Here is an 18,460-nt window from a genome sequence, read left to right on the forward strand (position 1 = left end):
TACATGAGTGATGTACGTAATCACCGTAAGGTATATCGCGGTCGCGTAGTGTCCGACAAAATGGACAAGACGATCACGGTCGTCGTAGAAACGACGAAGACTGACGCACGGTACGGCAAGCGGGTCAAGTACTCCAAGAAGTACAAGGCACATGATGAAAACAACGAAGCCCACACTGGCGACATCGTTGAAATCATGGAAACGCGGCCACTGTCTGCCACTAAGCGGTTCCGTTTAGTTGACATTGTTGAAAAAGCAGTCATTATTTAAGTGTCGTTTTTATCGTATTCTGAACTAGAACTGAAGGGAGGACACTAGCTGTGATCCAACAAGAAAGTCGCTTAAAGGTTGCCGATAACTCTGGCGCCCGTGAAATTCTAACGATCAAGGTTCTGGGTGGCTCGAAACGTCGCTACGCCGGAATCGGTGATATCATCGTTGCTACTATCAAACAAGCAACACCAGGTGGCGTTGTCAAAAAGGGTGATGTGGTGAAGGCTGTCGTTGTTCGGACGAAGTCTCGGATCCGTCGGACTGACGGAACTTACATCAGCTTTGATGAAAATGCCGCAGTGCTGATTAAAGATGACAAGAGCCCACAGGGGACTCGGATCTTTGGCCCGGTTGCTCGTGAATTACGAGATAACGACTTCATGAAGATTATCTCATTAGCACCCGAAGTACTGTAATTAAGAATCGTGTAAACAAGGAGGTGCCCACAGGAATGCTTATTAAAACTGGTGACAAGGTCCGCGTGATCGCTGGCAAGGATAAAGGCAAGGAAGGTACTGTGTCCAAAGTCTTAGCCGCAAAGAACCGCGTGGTTGTCAAAGGCGTCAACATGATTAAGAAACACCAAAAGGCTTCACAAACGAACCCTCAAGGTGGAATTCTTGATGTTGAAGCACCAATTCACGCATCCAACGTTATGCTTATCGATCCATCGAACAACGAACCAACCCGGCTTGGCGTTCGTATCGAAGATGGTCACAAGGTCCGGTTCGCTAAAAAATCCGGCGAAACCATCGATAAATAATCCACGAAAGGAGGAATAACATTTCATGTCAGCTCGTTTAAAAGAAAAGTACGTTAATGAAATCACGCCTTCATTGGTCGATAAATTCAACTACAGTTCTGTTATGCAAACCCCTAAGATCGATAAGATCGTTTTGAACATGGGTGTTGGGGACGCGGTTTCCAACGCTAAGAACCTGGACGAAGCCGTTGAAGAACTCGGATTGATTTCTGGTCAAAAGCCATTGGTTACTAAGGCCAAGAAGTCCATCGCGACCTTCCGTCTTCGTGAAGGTATGTCCATTGGGGCAAAGGTTACCCTTCGTGGTGACCGGATGTACGAATTCCTGGATAAGTTGATCAACGTGTCATTGCCACGTGTTCGTGACTTCCACGGTGTTAGCACCCGTTCCTTTGATGGACGTGGGAACTACACGCTGGGGGTTAAGGAACAATTGATCTTCCCAGAAATCAACTTTGATAACGTTAACCGTGTCCGTGGTTTGGACATCGTGATCGTTACGACGGCAAACACCGATGAAGAGTCCCATGAATTATTGGCTCAATTCGGCATGCCATTTGCACACTAATATAAGGAGGTTCACACAAATTGGCTAAGAAATCACAAATTGCTAAGAACAAGCGTCCCGCGAAGTTTTCTACTCAAGCATATACTCGTTGCGAACGTTGTGGACGTCCACACTCTGTTTATCAAAAGTTCCACCTCTGCCGGATCTGCCTGCGCGAATTGGCTCACAAGGGTCAAATTCCTGGCATGAAGAAGGCTAGCTGGTAAACCGATTTTTAAACAAAGGGAGGGAAAACGTTAATGTCCATGACTGATCCAATTGCAGACTTCTTAACGCGGATTCGTAACGCCAACATGGTTCGTCACGAATCACTCGAAGTACCTGCATCTAAAATTAAACGTGACATCGCTGAAATCCTGAAGCGCGAAGGGTTCATCCGTAACGTTGAATACATCGACGACGACAAGCAAGGCATCATCCGTGTCTTCTTGAAGTACGGTAAGGATAACCAACGCGTCATCAGTGGTTTAAAGCGTATTTCAAAGCCCGGCTTACGTTCATACGTTAAGGCCGACGCTGTACCAAAGGTATTGAACGGTTTAGGTATCGCCATTATCTCCACCTCTGAAGGGGTTATTACTGATAAAGAAGCGCGGGCCAAGAAAATCGGTGGCGAAGTTCTCGCCTACGTTTGGTAAAAATCTGATAAAGACAGGAGGTGCCTTACAGTGAGTCGTATTGGTTATAAAACGGTTGTTGTTCCTGCCGGCGTTGAAGTTAAGCGCGACGGAAACGAAGTCACGGTCAAGGGTCCTAAGGGTTCCTTAACTCGGACTTTTGCTGCCGACATTACTATGAAGATCAGCGATGGTGCGGTTGATTTTGACCGTCCAAGCAATGACAACAAAATGCGGGCTTTACATGGTACGCAACGGGCCAACCTTAACAACATGGTTGAAGGGGTTGTCAGTGGTTTTGCGAAGACCTTGAAGCTTGTCGGTGTTGGTTACCGGGTTCAATTGAAGGGTAAAGACCTGATCTTGAGCGTTGGTTACTCCAACCCTGTACACATGGATGTTCCTGAAGACCTTGAAGTTAAGGTTCCAGACAACACCACCATCAACATTGCTGGGATCAGCAAGCAAGAAGTCGGTGACTTTGCTGCCGAAGTTCGTGCCGTTCGTTCCCCAGAACCTTACAAGGGTAAGGGTATCCGTTACGAAAACGAATATGTTCGGATTCGTGAAGGTAAGACCGGTAAGTAAACTTAAAGCAGCTTAATTGCTGAAATTTTTCAAAGAGGTGACTATTTTGATTACGAAACCAGATAAAAACAAGACGCGTCAAAAGCGTCATGGACGTGTCCGGAACAAAATTTCTGGTAATGCAGAACGCCCACGCTTAAACGTATTCCGCTCTAACAAAAACATCTACGCTCAAGTAATTGATGACGTAGCGGGTGTAACGCTTGTTAGTGCCTCGACGTTAGACGACGGTGTTAATGGCGACAACAAGACCGAACAAGCTGCGGCTGTCGGTGCTTTAGTTGCTAAGCGTGCCGTTGAAAAGAAGATCGAAAATGTTGTGTTTGACCGTGGCGGGTACTTGTACCATGGCCGTGTTCAAGCGCTTGCGGAAGCTGCTCGTGAAAACGGGCTTAAATTTTAATAGTAAGGAGGAATAACCACACATGGCAAAGTTTATTGATCCCGACAAGTTGGAACTAGAAGATAACGTCGTTGCTATCAACCGGATTACCAAGGTTGTTAAAGGTGGTCGTCGTCTGCGGTTCGCTGCTCTTGTCATTGTCGGCGACAAGAACGGTCACGTTGGCTTCGGAACTGGTAAAGCACAAGAAGTTCCCGAAGCAATCCGGAAGGCTGTTGAAGCCGCTCGGAAGAACCTGATCGAAGTTCCAATCGTGGGAACGACCATTCCTCACGAAATTATTGGAAACTACGGTGGTGGGAAGATCTTGTTGAAGCCCGCTGCTGAAGGTTCTGGAGTTGCTGCCGGTGGTGCCGTTCGTTCCGTCATGGAATTAGCCGGTGTTGCTGATGTGACTTCAAAGCGTTTAGGTTCCAACACGCCAGTTAACGCTGTTCGCGCAACGTTTGAAGGCTTGACTCAATTAAAGCGTGCTGAAGAAGTTGCTGCCCTCCGGGGTGTCTCACTTCAACACTTAGCTGAATAAGGAGGAGTTCTAAGATGGCTCAATTGAAAGTTACTTTAATTCATAGTGCTGCTCACCGTCTCCCTAAACAGCGTAAAATCGTTGAAGCAATGGGTTTAAAGCGAGTTAACAGCTCTGTTTTACAACCTGACAACGAAGCTACTCGCGGTGCGCTTTTCCAAATCGCACATTTAATTAAGGTTGAAGAAGTTAAGTAGTATTCATATCATTAAATAAGGAGGTGCGCAATAGCATGAAGTTGAATGAACTAAAACCTGCTGAAGGCTCACGGAAGGTTCGTAACCGGGTTGGCCGTGGTGATTCCTCTGGTAACGGTAAGACCTCTGGTCGTGGCCAAAAGGGTCAAAAGGCGCGTAGCAAGACCCGTTTGGGCTTTGAAGGTGGCCAAATGCCATTGTACCGTCGGATTCCAAAGCGTGGGTTTACCAACATTAACCGTAAGGAATTTGCTGTCGTAAACTTGGCTGCTTTGAACGTCTTTGATGACGGTGCCGAAGTAACGCCAGCTGCCTTGGTAGAAGCTGGTATCGTGAAAAACGAAAAGGCGGGCATCAAGATCTTGGGTAACGGTGACTTAACGAAGAAGTTGACGGTTAAAGCCGCTAAGTTCTCCAAGTCTGCTGCTCAAGCCATTGAAGCCGCTGGTGGTAAGACTGAGGTGATTTAATGCTATCAAGCTTGAAAAACGCCTTTAAGATTAAAGACATTCGTAATAAGATTCTCTTTACTCTATTGGTTTTGATCGTCTTTCGTCTTGGGACCTACATTACGGTTCCAGGCATCAACGCGAAGGCCCTTCAAAGCGTTGCGTCTTCTGGATTGGTTAGTATTTTAGATACCTTTAGTGGTGGTGGGTTAACCAACTATTCCATCTTCGCGATGGGGGTTTCCCCGTACATCACGGCACAAATCGTTATTCAATTGCTACAAATGGACATCGTTCCACGTTTCGTGGAATGGAGTAAGCAAGGTGACGTTGGTCGTCGGAAGTTGAACCAAGCAACGCGGTATCTCGCGATTGTCTTGGCGTTCTTCCAATCCATCGGGATTACGGCCGGCTTCAGTGCCTTAAGTTCACTGAAGTTGGTTGAAAGTCCTAGTGTGGCAACGTACGTTTCCATTGGGTTGATCTTAACCGGTGGGACCATGTTGACCACTTGGATGGGTGACATGATTACCGACCGCGGATTAGGTAACGGGATTTCGATGATTATCTTTGCCGGGATTATTGCCCGGACACCGAAATCTGTCTACCAACTTTACCAAACTTACTTCGTCGATGCCGATAAAGGAACGTTATGGAAGAGTGTATTGTTCATCCTTGCCCTCATCGTGGTCGTTGTGGTCATCGTGACGTTTGTCACCTGGGTCCAACAGGCCGAACGGCGGGTGCCGATTCAATACACGCGGCGGGTATCTGGTTCGCCAGATAGCAGTTACCTTCCATTAAAGGTCAACGTGGCCGGAGTTATCCCCGTTATTTTTGCTAGTTCGTTTATTGCCACGCCACAAACTATTTTGATGGCGTTCCAAAATGCGCACTCACAAGACACGTGGTACCAAGTTCTGTCTGACATCTTTAACATGCAAACGCTGGACGGTGCGATTTTGTATACCGTTCTGATCATTGTGTTCACGTTCTTCTATGCGTTCGTGCAGGTCAACCCCGAAAAATTATCTGAAAACTTGCAAAAGCAGGGCAGTTACATTCCAGGTGTTTGGCCAGGACACGAAACACAATCATACGTTTCCAGTTTGTTGATGCGCCTCAGTACCGTTGGGGCCCTCTTCTTAGGATTCGTTTCCTTAATTCCGTTGTTAGCCCAAAACCTGTGGAACTTAGATGAATCCATTGGGTTAGGGGGAACTAGCCTCTTAATCGTGGTTGGTGTGGCCATCGAAACGATGCGTCAAGTTGACGGATTGATGATGAAGCGCGAATACGTTGGCTTTATCCAAGGTCCAGAACCAGCTTAATGAGTTTCCAGCGGGTGTGTTGAATCCTTTTGGCACACCTGCTTGTGTTTTTCAGGCGAAGTTTACGAATAAGGAGATTGAACATGACAGCAATGAACTTGATTCTCATGGGACTGCCGGGTGCCGGTAAGGGTACGCAGGCCCAAAAGATTATCGATGAGTTCCACCTACCGCACATTTCTACGGGAGATATCTTCCGTGATGCAATGAAGAACGAAACCGAAATGGGCGTTGCCGCTAAAAAGTTCATCGACAAAGGTGAATTGGTCCCTGATGAAGTGACCAACGGCATTGTCCGGGATCGGTTAGCCCAAGCGGATACCGAAAACGGGTTTATGTTGGACGGTTTCCCCCGTTCTTTAGCGCAAGCGGAGGCTCTGGATAGTTTTGGTCCTGAGTTGAACCGGACGATCAACGCCGTGATCAACATTCATGTTGAACCCGACGTCTTGATCGAACGGTTATCCGGCCGGTACATCTGCCGGACCTGTGGGGCAACTTACCACAAGCTCTACCATAATCCTAAAGTTGCAGGCACCTGTGATGTCTGTGGCGGGCATGACTTCTATCAACGTGAAGACGACAAGCCAGCAACGGTGAAGAATCGTTTGGCCGTGAACGTGAAAGCGAACACGCCATTGGTTGATTACTACACCAAGAAGGGCTTGTTGTTCACGGTTGATGGCAACCGCGACATCGATGACGTTTACGTCGACATTGAAAAGATCCTCAAGAACTTGAAGTAAACCTCAATCTTGCTTTGTTAAAGTAGATGTGGTAAGCTTATTCAGGTTTAGCCTGTAAATGGCGCGCTGTCGCAATTCGCAGGTGCTCGGTGGGAGCAAACGCTGTTCCCGCCGCTTTTCCGCGTAATTTATACGCAATTAATAAGGGAGGTACTTTCGTGGCGAAAAGCGATGTCATCGAGGTTGAAGGTAAAGTTACCGAAACATTGCCTAACGCAATGTTCCGTGTAGAATTAGAAAACGGTCATGAAATTCTCGCTCACGTTTCTGGGAAGATCCGGATGCACTACATCCGCATCCTGCCTGGTGATCGAGTAACTGTTGAAATGTCACCGTATGACTTGTCTAAAGGCCGCATTACTTATCGTTTTAAGTAATCGGTGAGACAAAAGTAGGAGGGTTATCATGAAAGTAAGACCATCAGTTAAGCCAATGTGCGAACACTGCAAGGTTATCAAGCGTAAGGGTCGAGTAATGATTATTTGCTCTGCCAACCCTAAGCACAAGCAACGCCAGGGTAAGTAATTTAATTTAAATAGGAGGTGCACAAGTAATGCCACGTATTGCAGGAGTGGATTTACCACGTGATAAGCGTATCGCTTATGGTTTGACCTACATTTTCGGGATCGGTATCAACACGGCACACAAGATTGTCGCTGCTGCCGGTGTTTCCGAAGACGTTCGGGTTCGCGATTTAACGCCAGACCAAGAAGACAAGGTTCGTGCCGAAGTCGACAAGTACAAAGTTGAAGGTGACTTACGTCGTGAAGTCAGCTTAAACATCAAGAACTTGCAAGAAATGGGTTCATACCGAGGCATGCGTCACCGTCGCGGTTTACCAGTTCGCGGTCAACACACCAAGAACAACGCCCGCACTCGTAAGGGTAAAGCCGTATCGATTGCCGGGAAGAAGAAGTAATCAAGTAAGGGAGGTCAAACACTTTTATGGCAACTAGAAGAACTAGTCGCAAGCGTCGGGTCAAGAAGAATATTGAATCCGGGGTTGCGCACATTCATGCTACGTTTAACAACACTTTAGTAATGATCACTGACGTTCAAGGGAACGCAATCGCATGGTCATCTGCTGGTGCTTTAGGTTTTAAGGGTAGTCGTAAGTCAACGCCATTCGCTGCACAAATGGCTGCTGAAGCTGCTGCCAAGGCTTCAATGGAACACGGAGTTAAGTCCGTTGAAGTTGCTGTCAAGGGTCCTGGTTCAGGACGTGAAGCCGCTATCCGGGCGATCCAAGCTGCTGGTATCGAAGTTACGGCTATCCGTGATGTAACGCCAGTGCCTCATAACGGTACTCGTCCTCCAAAGCGTCGTCGGGTCTAACGTGAGCGTTTCATTTATGAAGATTACCTTCATGATGGGATTGACTTATAGGAGCTCAACGCGGTTTGAAAGGGGTAAACGATAAGAATGATTGAATTTGAAAAGCCTAACATTCATAAAATTGACGAGAGCAGCAACTACGGCAAGTTTATTGTCGAACCGCTGGAACGAGGCTACGGGACAACCCTTGGTAATTCGTTACGTCGGATTCTGCTTTCATCATTACCTGGTGCAGCCGTTACCAGCATTCAAATCGACGGGGTTCTGCATGAATTTTCGACTATCGAGGGTGTCGTTGAAGACGTTACGCAGATCATCTTAAACGTCAAGAAGATCGCGTTGAAGCTTAACGGAGCCGATGATCAGGAAGAAACCATGGAGATCAACGTCAAAGGACCTGCACAAGTTACCGCCGGTGACATTGTTGCGGGGGCGGATGTCGATGTGTTAAACCCAGACCTGTACATTGCGACGGTCGCTGACGGGGCAACCTTCCACATGCGTATGACGGCAGATAAGGGTCGCGGCTACGTGTCTGCGGATGAAAACAAAACGCGGAACACGGAAATGCCAATTGGTGTTTTGGCCGTTGATTCTATTTATACCCCTATCGAACGGGTTAACTACCAAGTAGAGAATGCACGGGTTGGCCAACGGGCCGACTATGACAAATTGACCCTGGATGTTTGGACGAACGGTTCAATCAATCCAAGCGAAGCCATCTCATTGGCTGCTAAAATCTTGACCGAACACTTGGCGATGTTCGTTGATTTGACGGACGAAGCGAAGAATGCGGAAATCATGGTTGAAAAGGAAGAAACTCATAAGGAAAAGATGCTTGAGATGACCATCGAAGAGCTCGACTTATCGGTTCGTTCTTACAACTGTTTGAAGCGTGCTGGAATCAACACGGTTCAAGAATTGACTAACAAGACGGAAGCGGACATGATGAAGGTTCGTAACCTGGGTCGCAAGTCCCTGGAAGAAGTTAAGGCTAAGTTGGCTGATTTAGGCTTATCACTTCGGAAAGAAGACTAATTTTAGATACTCAAAGGAGGGTTTCTGGTTATGAGTTACCGTAAATTACAACGGACTAGTTCTCAACGGAAGGCTTTGTTACGCGACTTGACCACTAGTTTGATCTTAAACGGTCGGATCGAAACGACTGAAGCACGTGCCAAGGAAGTCCGCAAGACGGCGGATCAAATGATCACCTTGGGTAAGCAAGGCGACTTGCATGCACGGCGCCAAGCTGCTGCGTTCGTTCGGAACGTTGTTGCTGACGTGAAGGAAGACGGCGATGACATCAAGGTTACTTCTGCATTGCAAAAGCTGTTCAGCGAATTAGCACCGAAGTACGCGGATCGTAACGGTGGTTACACGCGGATCTTAAAGACGATGCCTCGTCGCGGTGATGGTGCTGCAATGGCTATCTTGGAATTCGTTGACTAATTTTTAATTAATCATCAGTTTCGGTCTGGTTACGCCGCCTTAGTGTGTAACAATAGGTAACACATAAATCACTAGAACCATGTGGTATAGAGCGCTATGATGATGGAATTCCCGAGTCTAGCTTGAATGGGGGCGAAAGCCTCAGCGCCGCTGGTTTGTTAGTGATTTTTTTGTACCCTTTTTTAGGAGGCGACCGTGAGATGCGGGTCACCCCTACGCGACAGCCCAATTCTCTGGTATAATTAGCGGTGACTTTTTAGAGGGAGCGGTGACGCAACGGATGGAAAATATAATTGAAGTACACGATCTCGCTTACCAGTATCCCGATGCGGACCAACGAGCGGCCCTCGACGGGGTAAGCTTTGACGTGCACCCGGGGGAATGGCTGGCCATTGTGGGCCACAACGGGAGCGGCAAATCGACGCTCGCCAAGGCCCTCGACGGGTTACTGCCCTTTACCCAGGGAACCGTCACGGTGGGGGGCGTGGTCCTGTCACCGGAGACGGTCTGGCAGGTTCGCGCCCAGATCGGCATGATCTTTCAAAACCCCGATAACCAGTTTGTGGGCGCCACGGTGGAAGACGATGTGGCCTTCGGGTTGGAAAACCGCCAGGTCCCGCGTGACCAGATGCTGACCAGGGTCGCGGCAGCGTTAGACCGTGTCGGCATGACTAAGTTTGCTAACCGGGCGCCCAGTTCGCTATCGGGCGGACAGAAACAGCGGGTCGCCTTGGCGGGTATCGTCGCCATGGCACCTAAAATCTTGATTTTAGACGAAGCCACCAGCATGTTAGATCCGCAGGGACGGCAGGCCATGTTGGCGTTGGTCAAGGAGTTACACCGTGAGCAACAGCTGACGGTGATCTCCATCACCCACGACATCGACGAAGCCGCTAGTGCCAACCGGATTCTGGTGATCGACGACGGTCACTTGATTGAAGAAAACGTCCCCGCGGCGATTTTTGCGCAGGGCGAACGCCTCATGGATTTAGGGCTCGACGTGCCGTTCACGGCAAAACTCGCGGCGGCGCTCCAACAACGGGGGATTACGCCGCCCACGGGGTATCAGACCACTCAGGAAATGGAGGAATGGTTGTGGCAATCACTTTCGAACACGTCGGCTACACCTACCAAGCCGACACACCCTTAGCGACACCGGCGCTCGACGACGTGTCGTTGACGGTGCCCGACCACGGGTATCTGGCCGTGATTGGCCACACGGGAAGCGGCAAGTCGACGCTGATTCAACAGCTGAACGCGTTGTTGAAGCCCACGACGGGGCAACTGACCGTCGACGAGTTCACGATTACGCCGACCACCACCAATGCGGATTTGAAGCCGTTACGGCAGCACGTGGGCATGGTCTTTCAGTTTCCCGAAAGCCAGTTGTTCGAGGAGACCATTCAAAAAGACATTGCCTTTGGGCCCCAGAACTTTGGGATGGCCGAAACGGACGCTTTAGCGTTAGCCGACCAGATGTTGACGCAGGTGGGGCTAGATGCCAGTTACGCCCAACGCTCGCCGTTTGAACTCTCCGGGGGACAGATGCGCCGCGTCGCGATTGCCGGGGTGCTGGCCATGCATCCTCAGGTCCTGGTGTTGGACGAACCGACCGCGGGGCTGGATCCCCAGGGACGCCAAGAGATGATGGCCTTATTCGACCGGTTACACCGCGAACGGGGGCTGACCATTGTCCTGGTGACCCACCAGATGGAAGACGTTGCCCAATACGCCGAACAGGTCGCCGTCATGCGGCAGGGCAAGCTGGTCAAAGAGGGCACCCCGCAGGAGATCTTTGGGGACCCCGACTGGTTACGCGCCAATCAACTGGACGTTCCTCGCGCGGCGCAATTCGCGCAAGACTTGACGGCCCACGGGGTGACCTGGCCGCAGGGATTGCCGTTAACGGCTTCGGCGTTAGCGGATCAATTGGCGGCACAATGGCCGAAGGGGGGCGCGGCCCATGTCTAAATTTCTCTTTGGACGCTACCTTCCGCTAGATTCCATCGTGCACCGCTTGGACCCCCGGAACAAACTCATGCTGAGCTTTTGCTATATTATTTTAGTTTTTCTCGCCAATAACTGGTTGAGCTACGTGATTTTAATTGCCTTCACCCTGGGGGCCATCCGGGCCTCCACGATTCGGCTGGGGTTCTTTTTACGGGGCATTCGGCCACTGATCTGGTTGATCCTGTTCACCGTGGACCTGCAATTACTGTTCAGTCCTGCGGGGGGGCACGTTTATTGGCACTGGGCCTTCATCAACATTACCCAGTTCGGGGTGATCAACGCCGGATACATCTTTATCCGGTTCCTCTTGATCATCATGATGTCGACCCTGTTGACGCTGTCGACGCAGCCCTTAGATATCGCGACCGGATTGGCCTCCCTGATGAAGCCGCTACGGTGGGTCAAGGTCCCCGTTGATACCCTCGCCATGATGCTGTCGATTGCGTTACGGTTCGTGCCGACCCTGATGGACGAGGCCCAAAAGATCATGAACGCTCAGCGGGCCCGGGGAGTGGACTTCGGCGAAGGGGGCCTGTTCAAGCAGGCTAAATCCCTGTTACCGCTGATGGTCCCCCTGTTTATGAGTGCCTTTAACCGGGCTGAAGATTTGTCGATTGCGATGGAAGCGCGGGGGTATCAGGATAGCGACCATCGGAGTCAGTACCGTATTTTAACTTGGCAACGACGGGATACGGTCACTTGGGTGCTCTTTGCAGTGGGCTTAGCCCTGATTTTGATTTGCCGTCGTTGGTAGGAGATTAAACATGCAACGTTACAAAGTAACTTTAATGTACGATGGCACCGCCTTTGCGGGTTTTCAACGTCAGCCGGATAAACGGACCGTCGAAGGGGTCTTGACCAAGATCGTCAACAAGATGGCCAAGCAACCCGACCCGGCCATCGTGGTCTACGGTTCCGGGCGCACCGATGCCGGGGTCCACGCGTTAGCGCAGGTGGTCCATTTCGACTTTCCGTTCGAGATTCCCGCCGAAAACATGCACAAGGGCCTCAACAGCATGTTGCCGTTAGACATGGAGATCACCAAGGTCGAAATAGCCGCCCCGGACTTTCATGCCCGCTACGACGTGTCGGGGAAACGCTACCTGTACCGGATGGACCTAGGCGAGTTTCGGAACCCGTTTAAGCGCAACTATACCGGGCACTGGAAGTTTCCGGTCGATTTAGCCAAGATCAACGTGGCTTTGCAGGATCTGGTGGGCGAACACGACTACACCAGCTTCGTGGCATCGGGGGCCCAGACTAGGACCTTCGTGCGGACCATTTACGAAGCCACTTGCCGGATCGACGAACACAATAATGAATTGATCTTTGAGTTCTACGGCAACGGGTTCATGTATAACCAGGTCCGCATCATGGTGGGCGTCTTGGTGGAGATTGGGTCGGGGACCCGGCCCGTCCACGACATCTTACGCCTGTATCAGGTCAAGGACCGCAAGCAGGCGCGCCGGACGGCCCCGGCCGCGGGCCTATATCTCAAACACGTCTATTATTTAGGGGAAGACCCCGCTCATCCGACGAAATTACCGCCACACCAACGTTAATTTTAGCTGAGGGGGCAAACAATCATTGACTTTATCCCGAAAACTTTGTATCATGGTTGTTGGTATTGTTTGCCCCACGATAAGCCCCGGAAAGTTTACTTGGTGTCAGACAAACACAGATTTATGGAGGAATTTAACGTGCGTACAACATATATGGCAAAACCAGGCGACATTGACCGTAAATGGTATATCGTCGACGCAACCGATGTTAGTTTAGGTCGTCTTGCTTCCGTCGTAGCAACTATCTTACGTGGTAAGAACAAGCCAACGTTCACCCCTAACGTGGACACTGGTGATAACGTGATCGTTATCAACGCCAGCAAGATTGCTTTGACTGGTCGTAAGGCTACCGACAAGATTTACTACCACCATACTCACTTTGCTGGTGGTTTGAAGTCACGGACTGCCGGTAACTTCCGGGATGAAAACCCAGAAAAATTGATCGAAACTTCTGTTCAAGGGATGCTTCCTAAGGGTTCATTAGGTCACCAAATGGCATTAAAGCTTCACGTGTATGCTGGTGCAGACCACAAGCACGAAGCCCAAAAGCCAGAAGTCTTAGACATCACGAACCTAATTTAAGGAGGAAACCCAATTGGCACAAGTTCAATATCGCGGCACTGGCCGTCGTAAAAACTCTACTGCCCGTGTACGTTTAGTACCCGGTTCAGGTAAGATTGTCATGAACAACAAGGCAATCGAAGATTACATTCCATTTGCAAGTATCCGTGAAGTGGTTTTACAACCATTTAACGTGACCGAAACCCTCGGTAACTACGATGCATTAGTTACTGTTCGTGGTGGCGGTTTCTCCGGCCAAGCCGGTGCAACTCGTCACGGGATCGCGCGGGCATTGCTCGACGTTGACCCAGATTTCCGTGGTCCGCTGAAGCGTGCGGGTCTGTTGACTCGTGACGCCCGGATGAAGGAACGGAAGAAGCCAGGTCTCAAGAAGGCCCGGAAGGCTTCCCAATTCTCCAAGCGTTAATCTTTGGATTACCTTGGCGACAACAAAGACACTCACAGCGATGTGGGTGTTTTTTTGTGGCCTTTTTTCCCCAAAACAGAGTACCATCTTGAGCTGGTCGGGGGAGTTGCACCGGGACAATTGGCCCCTGGTATCAAGGGGGAAATGGCCATTTAGCACCGGGCACCGCCACTCAGTGTACTCGAAGTAGGCGCACTAAATGTGAATTAATTCTCATGAAAGCGTTGTCGGGGTCCCGGAAAAATGTTAATCTGATGATAGGTTTTATAAAATATCTAATTATCGGTGAATTTTTGATAAATGCTCAATTTGCCGACTAATCATGCGGGAGGTGCGTTTGTGCAAAAACAGTATCGGTACCCCTTAGGGCCAGACCTGGTGAAATACGGTGGTTGTGTGTTGCTGATTTTTGTAACCGGTGTCATTCTAGCGGGGTCCTACATGGCCGAATACCCATCGTTACTGTCGATGGCGTTTCTGGCCTTTGCCTTTGGGATGCAACACGCCTTTGATGTGGACCACATCACGGCGATCGACAACATTACCCGGAAGATGATCAATGAGGGACGCAACACTCACGGGGTGGGCTTCGCCTTTTCGTTGGGGCATTCCTCGGTGGTCATGTTGATGGCAATCGTGACCATTCTATTCGTGGAATGGTCGAAAAAGGCCCTCCCCAGCCTGCAAAGTGTCGGCGGGGTGGTGGGAACCACCTTTGCCGGTGTCACGCTAATCTTGCTGGCCGGCGTCAACCTGGTGATTTTGACCGGTATCTGGCGGGAATTTAATCACCGGGACCAACCGGCGACCACGGTGCGGTTGCGTCAGTCGCGGATTTACCGGGCCTTTGAGCGGGGGCTGCACCTGATTAACCATAACTGGCAGGTCATGGGCATCGGGTTTCTCTTCGGGCTAGGGTTTGATACGGCCAGTCAGATCGCCATTTTGGCCACGTCGGCGATCACCACCAGCCAGGGCGTGCCCTGGTACGCGGTGTTGGCCTTCCCGTTATTGTTTATGGCGGGGATGTGTCTACTGGATACCAGCGACGGACTCTTCATGAGTACCGCATATGCCTGGGTCTTCGCGTCTCCCGTCCGTAAAGTCTATTACAACCTGATCCTAACGGGCTTATCGGTGCTCGCGGCCCTATTTTCCGGTGGCGTGAACCTCCTGTTAGCGGCTAAGCTGATTTTCAAGGTCCACGGACCATTGATTACTTGGGCGGCGGGGTTGAACTTCTTCCACCTGGGACTCGGGTTAGTGGGGCTTTTCGTGGGACTCTGGGCGTTGGCCCTGTTTGGCTGGTACTATTTCGGGTTGAATAAACGCGATAAGCAGGTTCGTAGTTAGGTGTCATCAAATTAAGGAGATGGTCTTTTGCAAGTGAAAGTGCCTTATGGAAAAGATGAACAGTTTGCAATCGAGGTGCCCCAGCAGCAACTCACGGGGGTGTTTAACCCCAACAAAGTCGAACGGGTGGACGCGGATGCCGCCATCGATCAGGCCCTCGCGCACCCGTTTGACGAAGCCTCGTTCGCGCAGTTCATGGACACCGACGAGCGGGTGGTCTTCATCGTCAACGACGGGACGCGGCCCACGCCCACGGCCAAGATTTTGAGTCACATCTACCCGCAGATCAAGGATAAGAATATTTACTTCATCATCGCCACGGGAGTCCATCGGGAGCCGACCGAGGAGGAATACGACTTCATCTTCGGTCACGACATCTACCAGGACCTTAAGGCCAAGCACCGGGTCCACAGCCACGATTGTCACCACGACCCCATGGAATTTCTGGGGAAATCGACCAACGGCACGGAGATGTACATCAATAAAATCGTGGCCGATGCCGACAAGGTGGTGCCCATCAGTTCGATCGAACCGCACTACTTTGCGGGGTATACCGGGGGGCGGAAGTCGTTTTTACCGGGAGTCGCGTCCTACGACACGATTTCGGAGAACCACTACCTGGCCCTGCAGGACTCGGCCCGGGCGCTCAAGTTGAAGGGCAATCCGGTCCACGAGGACATGATGGACGCCATGCACGTCTTGAAGGATATCAATATTTTTGCCATCGAAATGGTCCTCGACAGCCACCACGACATCTACGCGGTGACTACGGGGGACCTCTCAAAGTCATTTTACGCCGGCATCGATAAGGCCAAGGAGGTCTACGGGGTGCAGATTCCCCATAAGGCCGACATTGTGATCTCGGTGGCACCGTACCCGATGGACGTGGACCTTTATCAGTCGCAAAAGGCCTTAGATAACGGAAAATTGGCGTTGAATCAAGACGGTATCTTGATTTTGGTAGCCAAGTGTCGGACCGGAATCGGCCCCAAACCGTTCTACGACCTCTTAAGCTCCGAAAAGGACGCCCAAGCGGTCCTCGATAAGATTCACCACAGTTGGAAATTGGGGTACCACAAGGCCGCTAAAATGGCGCAAATCGATACCTGGGCGCAGACTTGGGCGGTCACGGATCTGACCGACGACCAGATGCGTAACGTCCACTTCAAGCCGTTCCACGACCTAGCCACGGCTTACGCGGCGGCTGTAGCCGAAAAGGGGACCGACGCCAGTGTGATCGTCTTACCGGCCGGGTCGATGACCGTGCCCGAGGTCGTGAGCCAACCATGACTCCCGCAGAACAACGTGACCTGTTACAGGCCGTAGCCGATCACCGGCTGGACGTGGCCGCGGCTGACCAACAATTGACCGCGGCCCAGCAACCGTTAGACTTTGCGAACTTGGATCTGGAACGCCCCCAGCGCACGGGCTACCCGGAGACCGTCTTCGGTGAAGGGAAGACGGCCGAGCAGATCAGCCAGATCATCCCCCGGTTGCGGGCCCAGACGCCCGTCGTCCTGTGTACCCGGGTCACGACGGCTAAGGCCCAGGCGGTTCAACAACGGTTGGCAGACCGCCAAGACGTTCGGTACGTGGCGGCGGCCCGGTGCCTGGTGGCTGGCGAAATCCCGACGCCCACCACGACCGGGACCATCGCCATCGTGACGGCGGGCACCTCGGACATCCCCGTGGCCGAGGAAGCCGCGGTGACGGCCCAGGCTTTCGGTAACCACATCAGTCGGGTCTACGACGTGGGCGTGGCCGGGATTCACCGGTTGTTCGCCAAGCTGGACGTGATTCGGCAGGCCAAGGTCGTCATCGTGGCCGCCGGCATGGACGGTGCGCTGGCCAGCGTGGTGGGGGGCTTGGTCGCCAGTCCGGTGATCGCCTTGCCCACCAGTATCGGGTATGGCAGTAGCTATCACGGCTTAAGCGCGCTACTGACCATGCTGAACAGTTGTGCGGAGGGCGTCACCGTGGTCAATATCGACAACGGCTTCGGGGCCGCCTACGCCGCCAGCGTTATGAATCATTTGTAAGGGGATGACAGCTTGAAAACACTTTACTTAGACGCCTTTTCGGGGGTCAGTGGCGACATGTTCATCGGGGCGTTGCTGGACCTGGGCGTCGACATCGCACAATTACGGACGGAATTACAAAAATTGCCGGTTCACGGCTATACGCTGACCGCCGACCGCGTGGCCAAAAGCGCCATCTACGGGACTAGCTTTGACGTGGTCTTAGACCACGGCGAAAAGGACCACGGGTTTATCGAACACCACCATACCCACGGACCGGGTGAGCAGCCCCATGCCCACCACGGGCGTCACCTGCACGACATCGTAGACTTGATTACGGCCAGTGAGCTATCGGCCACGGTCAAACGCCACGCTATCGCCATCTTTAACGATATAGGGGCGGCGGAATCGCGGGTCCACAACGTGCCGCTGGCGGAGGTCCACTTCCACGAGGTCGGGGCGTTGGATTCCATCGTCGACATCGTGGGGTCATGCATTTGCCTGGACCTCTTACACGTCGATCGGGTCAAGTGTTCGACGATTGCCGACGGGAGCGGCTTTATCGAGGTCGCCCACGGCAAGATGCCCGTTCCGGTGCCCGCGGTCGCCCAAATGCTTAGCGACCGGGCGATTCCGGTCCAACAGCACCCCGAAGTGCACACCGAACTGCTGACCCCCACGGGGCTGGGAATCGTCAAGGAATTCGTCACCGAATTCGGCCCCCTGGATGCACAGTCGGCGGTTCATAAGGTCGGTTACGGTTTTGGCAAACGCGAGACCGGGCAGTTCAACGCCTTACGGGCGATGTTGCTGACGACCGGCCAATCCCAAAAGCAGACCGCGGCCGGCCACGACCAAGTCACATTGCTGGAAACGAACCTGGACGACCAGACGGCCGAGGGGCTCAGCTTCGCGCAGGAACAATTACTCGCGGCGGGGGCTCTCGACGTTTACTTCACGCCGATCCAGATGAAGAAGAACCGGCCGGGCGTCAAACTCTCGGTATTGGTCACCCCGGCCGACCGCGACCGGTTCGTGACGTTGATGTTGAAGGACACCACGGCTAAAGGGGTGCGCTACACCGCGTTTGAACGGACGGTCATGCAGCGCCGGTTTGAGACGGTGACCTATCGGGGGTTACCGATTCGGTTAAAGGTGGCGACCTACCAAGATATTCGGCGGGTCACCCCGGAATTTGAAGATTGTAAACTCGCGGCGCAAAAGCTCGACGTGTCCCTAGAGACCGTCATGGCGGCCGCCACCGCGTTAGCTCGTTAGGAG

29 protein-coding genes are annotated in these 18,460 nt (G+C 51.7%); all 29 read left to right on the forward strand.

Annotation, left to right across the window (positions count from 1 at the left end; genetic code table 11):
• The first annotated feature begins 3 nt into the window (after positions 1 to 3).
• A complete protein-coding gene (gene rpsQ, locus FD38_RS08180) occupies positions 4 to 270 on the forward strand; it encodes a 30S ribosomal protein S17 (RefSeq protein WP_057733114.1) in 267 nt (88 codons plus the stop codon).
• Positions 271 to 320: 50 nt separating this feature from the next.
• Entirely contained in the window at positions 321 to 689 is a 369-nt protein-coding gene (gene rplN, locus FD38_RS08185) for a 50S ribosomal protein L14 (protein ID WP_057733116.1), read from the forward strand.
• 35 nt (positions 690 to 724) lie between these two features.
• Positions 725 to 1,036, forward strand: coding sequence for a 50S ribosomal protein L24 (rplX, locus tag FD38_RS08190; RefSeq protein ID WP_057733118.1), 312 nt, complete (start codon positions 725 to 727; stop codon positions 1,034 to 1,036).
• Between the two features lie 25 nt (positions 1,037 to 1,061).
• On the forward strand, positions 1,062 to 1,604 hold the full coding sequence (gene rplE, locus FD38_RS08195; RefSeq protein WP_057733120.1) for a 50S ribosomal protein L5: 543 nt from the start codon (positions 1,062 to 1,064) through the stop codon (positions 1,602 to 1,604).
• 20 nt (positions 1,605 to 1,624) lie between these two features.
• On the forward strand, positions 1,625 to 1,810 hold the full coding sequence (locus FD38_RS12610) for a type Z 30S ribosomal protein S14 (RefSeq protein ID WP_011668486.1): 186 nt from the start codon (positions 1,625 to 1,627) through the stop codon (positions 1,808 to 1,810).
• 33 nt (positions 1,811 to 1,843) lie between these two features.
• Entirely contained in the window at positions 1,844 to 2,242 is a 399-nt protein-coding gene (rpsH, locus tag FD38_RS08200) for a 30S ribosomal protein S8 (protein ID WP_024746880.1), read from the forward strand.
• Between the two features lie 30 nt (positions 2,243 to 2,272).
• On the forward strand, positions 2,273 to 2,809 hold the full coding sequence (rplF, locus tag FD38_RS08205) for a 50S ribosomal protein L6 (RefSeq protein ID WP_057733122.1): 537 nt from the start codon (positions 2,273 to 2,275) through the stop codon (positions 2,807 to 2,809).
• Positions 2,810 to 2,846: 37 nt separating this feature from the next.
• Positions 2,847 to 3,212 (forward strand): 50S ribosomal protein L18, encoded by a 366-nt coding sequence (gene rplR, locus FD38_RS08210; protein WP_057733412.1) that lies wholly within the window; start codon positions 2,847 to 2,849, stop codon positions 3,210 to 3,212.
• 22 nt (positions 3,213 to 3,234) lie between these two features.
• Complete coding sequence (gene rpsE / locus FD38_RS08215; RefSeq protein ID WP_057733123.1) at positions 3,235 to 3,738, forward strand: 30S ribosomal protein S5; 504 nt, start codon at positions 3,235 to 3,237, stop codon at positions 3,736 to 3,738.
• Positions 3,739 to 3,752: 14 nt separating this feature from the next.
• Positions 3,753 to 3,935, forward strand: coding sequence for a 50S ribosomal protein L30 (gene rpmD / locus FD38_RS08220; protein ID WP_024746884.1), 183 nt, complete (start codon positions 3,753 to 3,755; stop codon positions 3,933 to 3,935).
• A 35-nt stretch (positions 3,936 to 3,970) separates the two neighbouring features.
• Positions 3,971 to 4,405 carry a 50S ribosomal protein L15 gene (gene rplO, locus FD38_RS08225; RefSeq protein WP_057733125.1) on the forward strand — a complete coding sequence of 145 codons (435 nt, stop codon included), beginning with the start codon at positions 3,971 to 3,973 and terminating at the stop codon, positions 4,403 to 4,405.
• The gene (gene secY / locus FD38_RS08230; RefSeq protein WP_057733127.1) at positions 4,405 to 5,715 is read left to right on the forward strand and encodes a preprotein translocase subunit SecY; all 1,311 of its coding nucleotides are present in this window, start codon (positions 4,405 to 4,407) and stop codon (positions 5,713 to 5,715) included. Before rplO ends, secY begins: the two co-directional genes overlap by 1 nt.
• Before the next feature lie 92 nt (positions 5,716 to 5,807).
• Positions 5,808 to 6,461 carry an adenylate kinase gene (locus FD38_RS08235; protein ID WP_307724761.1) on the forward strand — a complete coding sequence of 218 codons (654 nt, stop codon included), beginning with the start codon at positions 5,808 to 5,810 and terminating at the stop codon, positions 6,459 to 6,461.
• 158 nt (positions 6,462 to 6,619) lie between these two features.
• Complete coding sequence (infA, locus tag FD38_RS08240; protein ID WP_011668477.1) at positions 6,620 to 6,838, forward strand: translation initiation factor IF-1; 219 nt, start codon at positions 6,620 to 6,622, stop codon at positions 6,836 to 6,838.
• 28 nt (positions 6,839 to 6,866) lie between these two features.
• Complete coding sequence (rpmJ, locus tag FD38_RS12615; protein ID WP_008855781.1) at positions 6,867 to 6,986, forward strand: 50S ribosomal protein L36; 120 nt, start codon at positions 6,867 to 6,869, stop codon at positions 6,984 to 6,986.
• 28 nt (positions 6,987 to 7,014) lie between these two features.
• The gene (gene rpsM / locus FD38_RS08245; protein ID WP_057733131.1) at positions 7,015 to 7,380 is read left to right on the forward strand and encodes a 30S ribosomal protein S13; all 366 of its coding nucleotides are present in this window, start codon (positions 7,015 to 7,017) and stop codon (positions 7,378 to 7,380) included.
• A 26-nt stretch (positions 7,381 to 7,406) separates the two neighbouring features.
• Complete coding sequence (gene rpsK / locus FD38_RS08250; RefSeq protein ID WP_057733133.1) at positions 7,407 to 7,796, forward strand: 30S ribosomal protein S11; 390 nt, start codon at positions 7,407 to 7,409, stop codon at positions 7,794 to 7,796.
• An 87-nt stretch (positions 7,797 to 7,883) separates the two neighbouring features.
• Positions 7,884 to 8,834 carry a DNA-directed RNA polymerase subunit alpha gene (locus FD38_RS08255; RefSeq protein WP_057733135.1) on the forward strand — a complete coding sequence of 317 codons (951 nt, stop codon included), beginning with the start codon at positions 7,884 to 7,886 and terminating at the stop codon, positions 8,832 to 8,834.
• A 30-nt stretch (positions 8,835 to 8,864) separates the two neighbouring features.
• Entirely contained in the window at positions 8,865 to 9,248 is a 384-nt protein-coding gene (rplQ, locus tag FD38_RS08260; protein WP_057733138.1) for a 50S ribosomal protein L17, read from the forward strand.
• A 280-nt stretch (positions 9,249 to 9,528) separates the two neighbouring features.
• Entirely contained in the window at positions 9,529 to 10,398 is an 870-nt protein-coding gene (locus tag FD38_RS08265; protein ID WP_057733139.1) for an energy-coupling factor ABC transporter ATP-binding protein, read from the forward strand.
• A complete protein-coding gene (locus FD38_RS08270) occupies positions 10,344 to 11,219 on the forward strand; it encodes an energy-coupling factor ABC transporter ATP-binding protein (protein WP_057733141.1) in 876 nt (291 codons plus the stop codon). The genes FD38_RS08265 and FD38_RS08270 overlap by 55 nt, the downstream gene beginning before the upstream one ends.
• Complete coding sequence (locus tag FD38_RS08275) at positions 11,212 to 12,012, forward strand: energy-coupling factor transporter transmembrane component T family protein (RefSeq protein WP_057733143.1); 801 nt, start codon at positions 11,212 to 11,214, stop codon at positions 12,010 to 12,012. The genes FD38_RS08270 and FD38_RS08275 overlap by 8 nt, the downstream gene beginning before the upstream one ends.
• 10 nt (positions 12,013 to 12,022) lie before the next feature.
• The gene (gene truA / locus FD38_RS08280) at positions 12,023 to 12,820 is read left to right on the forward strand and encodes a tRNA pseudouridine(38-40) synthase TruA (RefSeq protein WP_057733144.1); all 798 of its coding nucleotides are present in this window, start codon (positions 12,023 to 12,025) and stop codon (positions 12,818 to 12,820) included.
• Positions 12,821 to 12,958: 138 nt separating this feature from the next.
• Positions 12,959 to 13,402: a 50S ribosomal protein L13 gene (gene rplM, locus FD38_RS08285; protein WP_057733147.1), complete on the forward strand. Its 444-nt coding sequence runs from the start codon at positions 12,959 to 12,961 to the stop codon at positions 13,400 to 13,402.
• Between the two features lie 13 nt (positions 13,403 to 13,415).
• Positions 13,416 to 13,808 (forward strand): 30S ribosomal protein S9, encoded by a 393-nt coding sequence (gene rpsI, locus FD38_RS08290; protein ID WP_057733149.1) that lies wholly within the window; start codon positions 13,416 to 13,418, stop codon positions 13,806 to 13,808.
• 339 nt (positions 13,809 to 14,147) lie between these two features.
• On the forward strand, positions 14,148 to 15,161 hold the full coding sequence (locus FD38_RS08295; RefSeq protein WP_057733150.1) for a HoxN/HupN/NixA family nickel/cobalt transporter: 1,014 nt from the start codon (positions 14,148 to 14,150) through the stop codon (positions 15,159 to 15,161).
• 33 nt (positions 15,162 to 15,194) lie between these two features.
• Entirely contained in the window at positions 15,195 to 16,451 is a 1,257-nt protein-coding gene (locus FD38_RS08300; protein WP_225430767.1) for a lactate racemase domain-containing protein, read from the forward strand.
• Positions 16,448 to 17,200, forward strand: a complete 753-nt coding sequence (gene larB / locus FD38_RS08305) for a nickel pincer cofactor biosynthesis protein LarB (RefSeq protein ID WP_057733155.1) — start codon at positions 16,448 to 16,450, stop codon at positions 17,198 to 17,200. The genes FD38_RS08300 and larB overlap by 4 nt, the downstream gene beginning before the upstream one ends.
• A 12-nt stretch (positions 17,201 to 17,212) precedes the next feature.
• Entirely contained in the window at positions 17,213 to 18,457 is a 1,245-nt protein-coding gene (gene larC / locus FD38_RS08310; protein WP_083485319.1) for a nickel pincer cofactor biosynthesis protein LarC, read from the forward strand.
• Positions 18,458 to 18,460: the final 3 nt, after the last annotated feature.

Source organism: Levilactobacillus zymae DSM 19395, assembly GCF_001434115.1.
Classification (GTDB): Bacteria; Bacillota; Bacilli; order Lactobacillales; family Lactobacillaceae; genus Levilactobacillus; species Levilactobacillus zymae.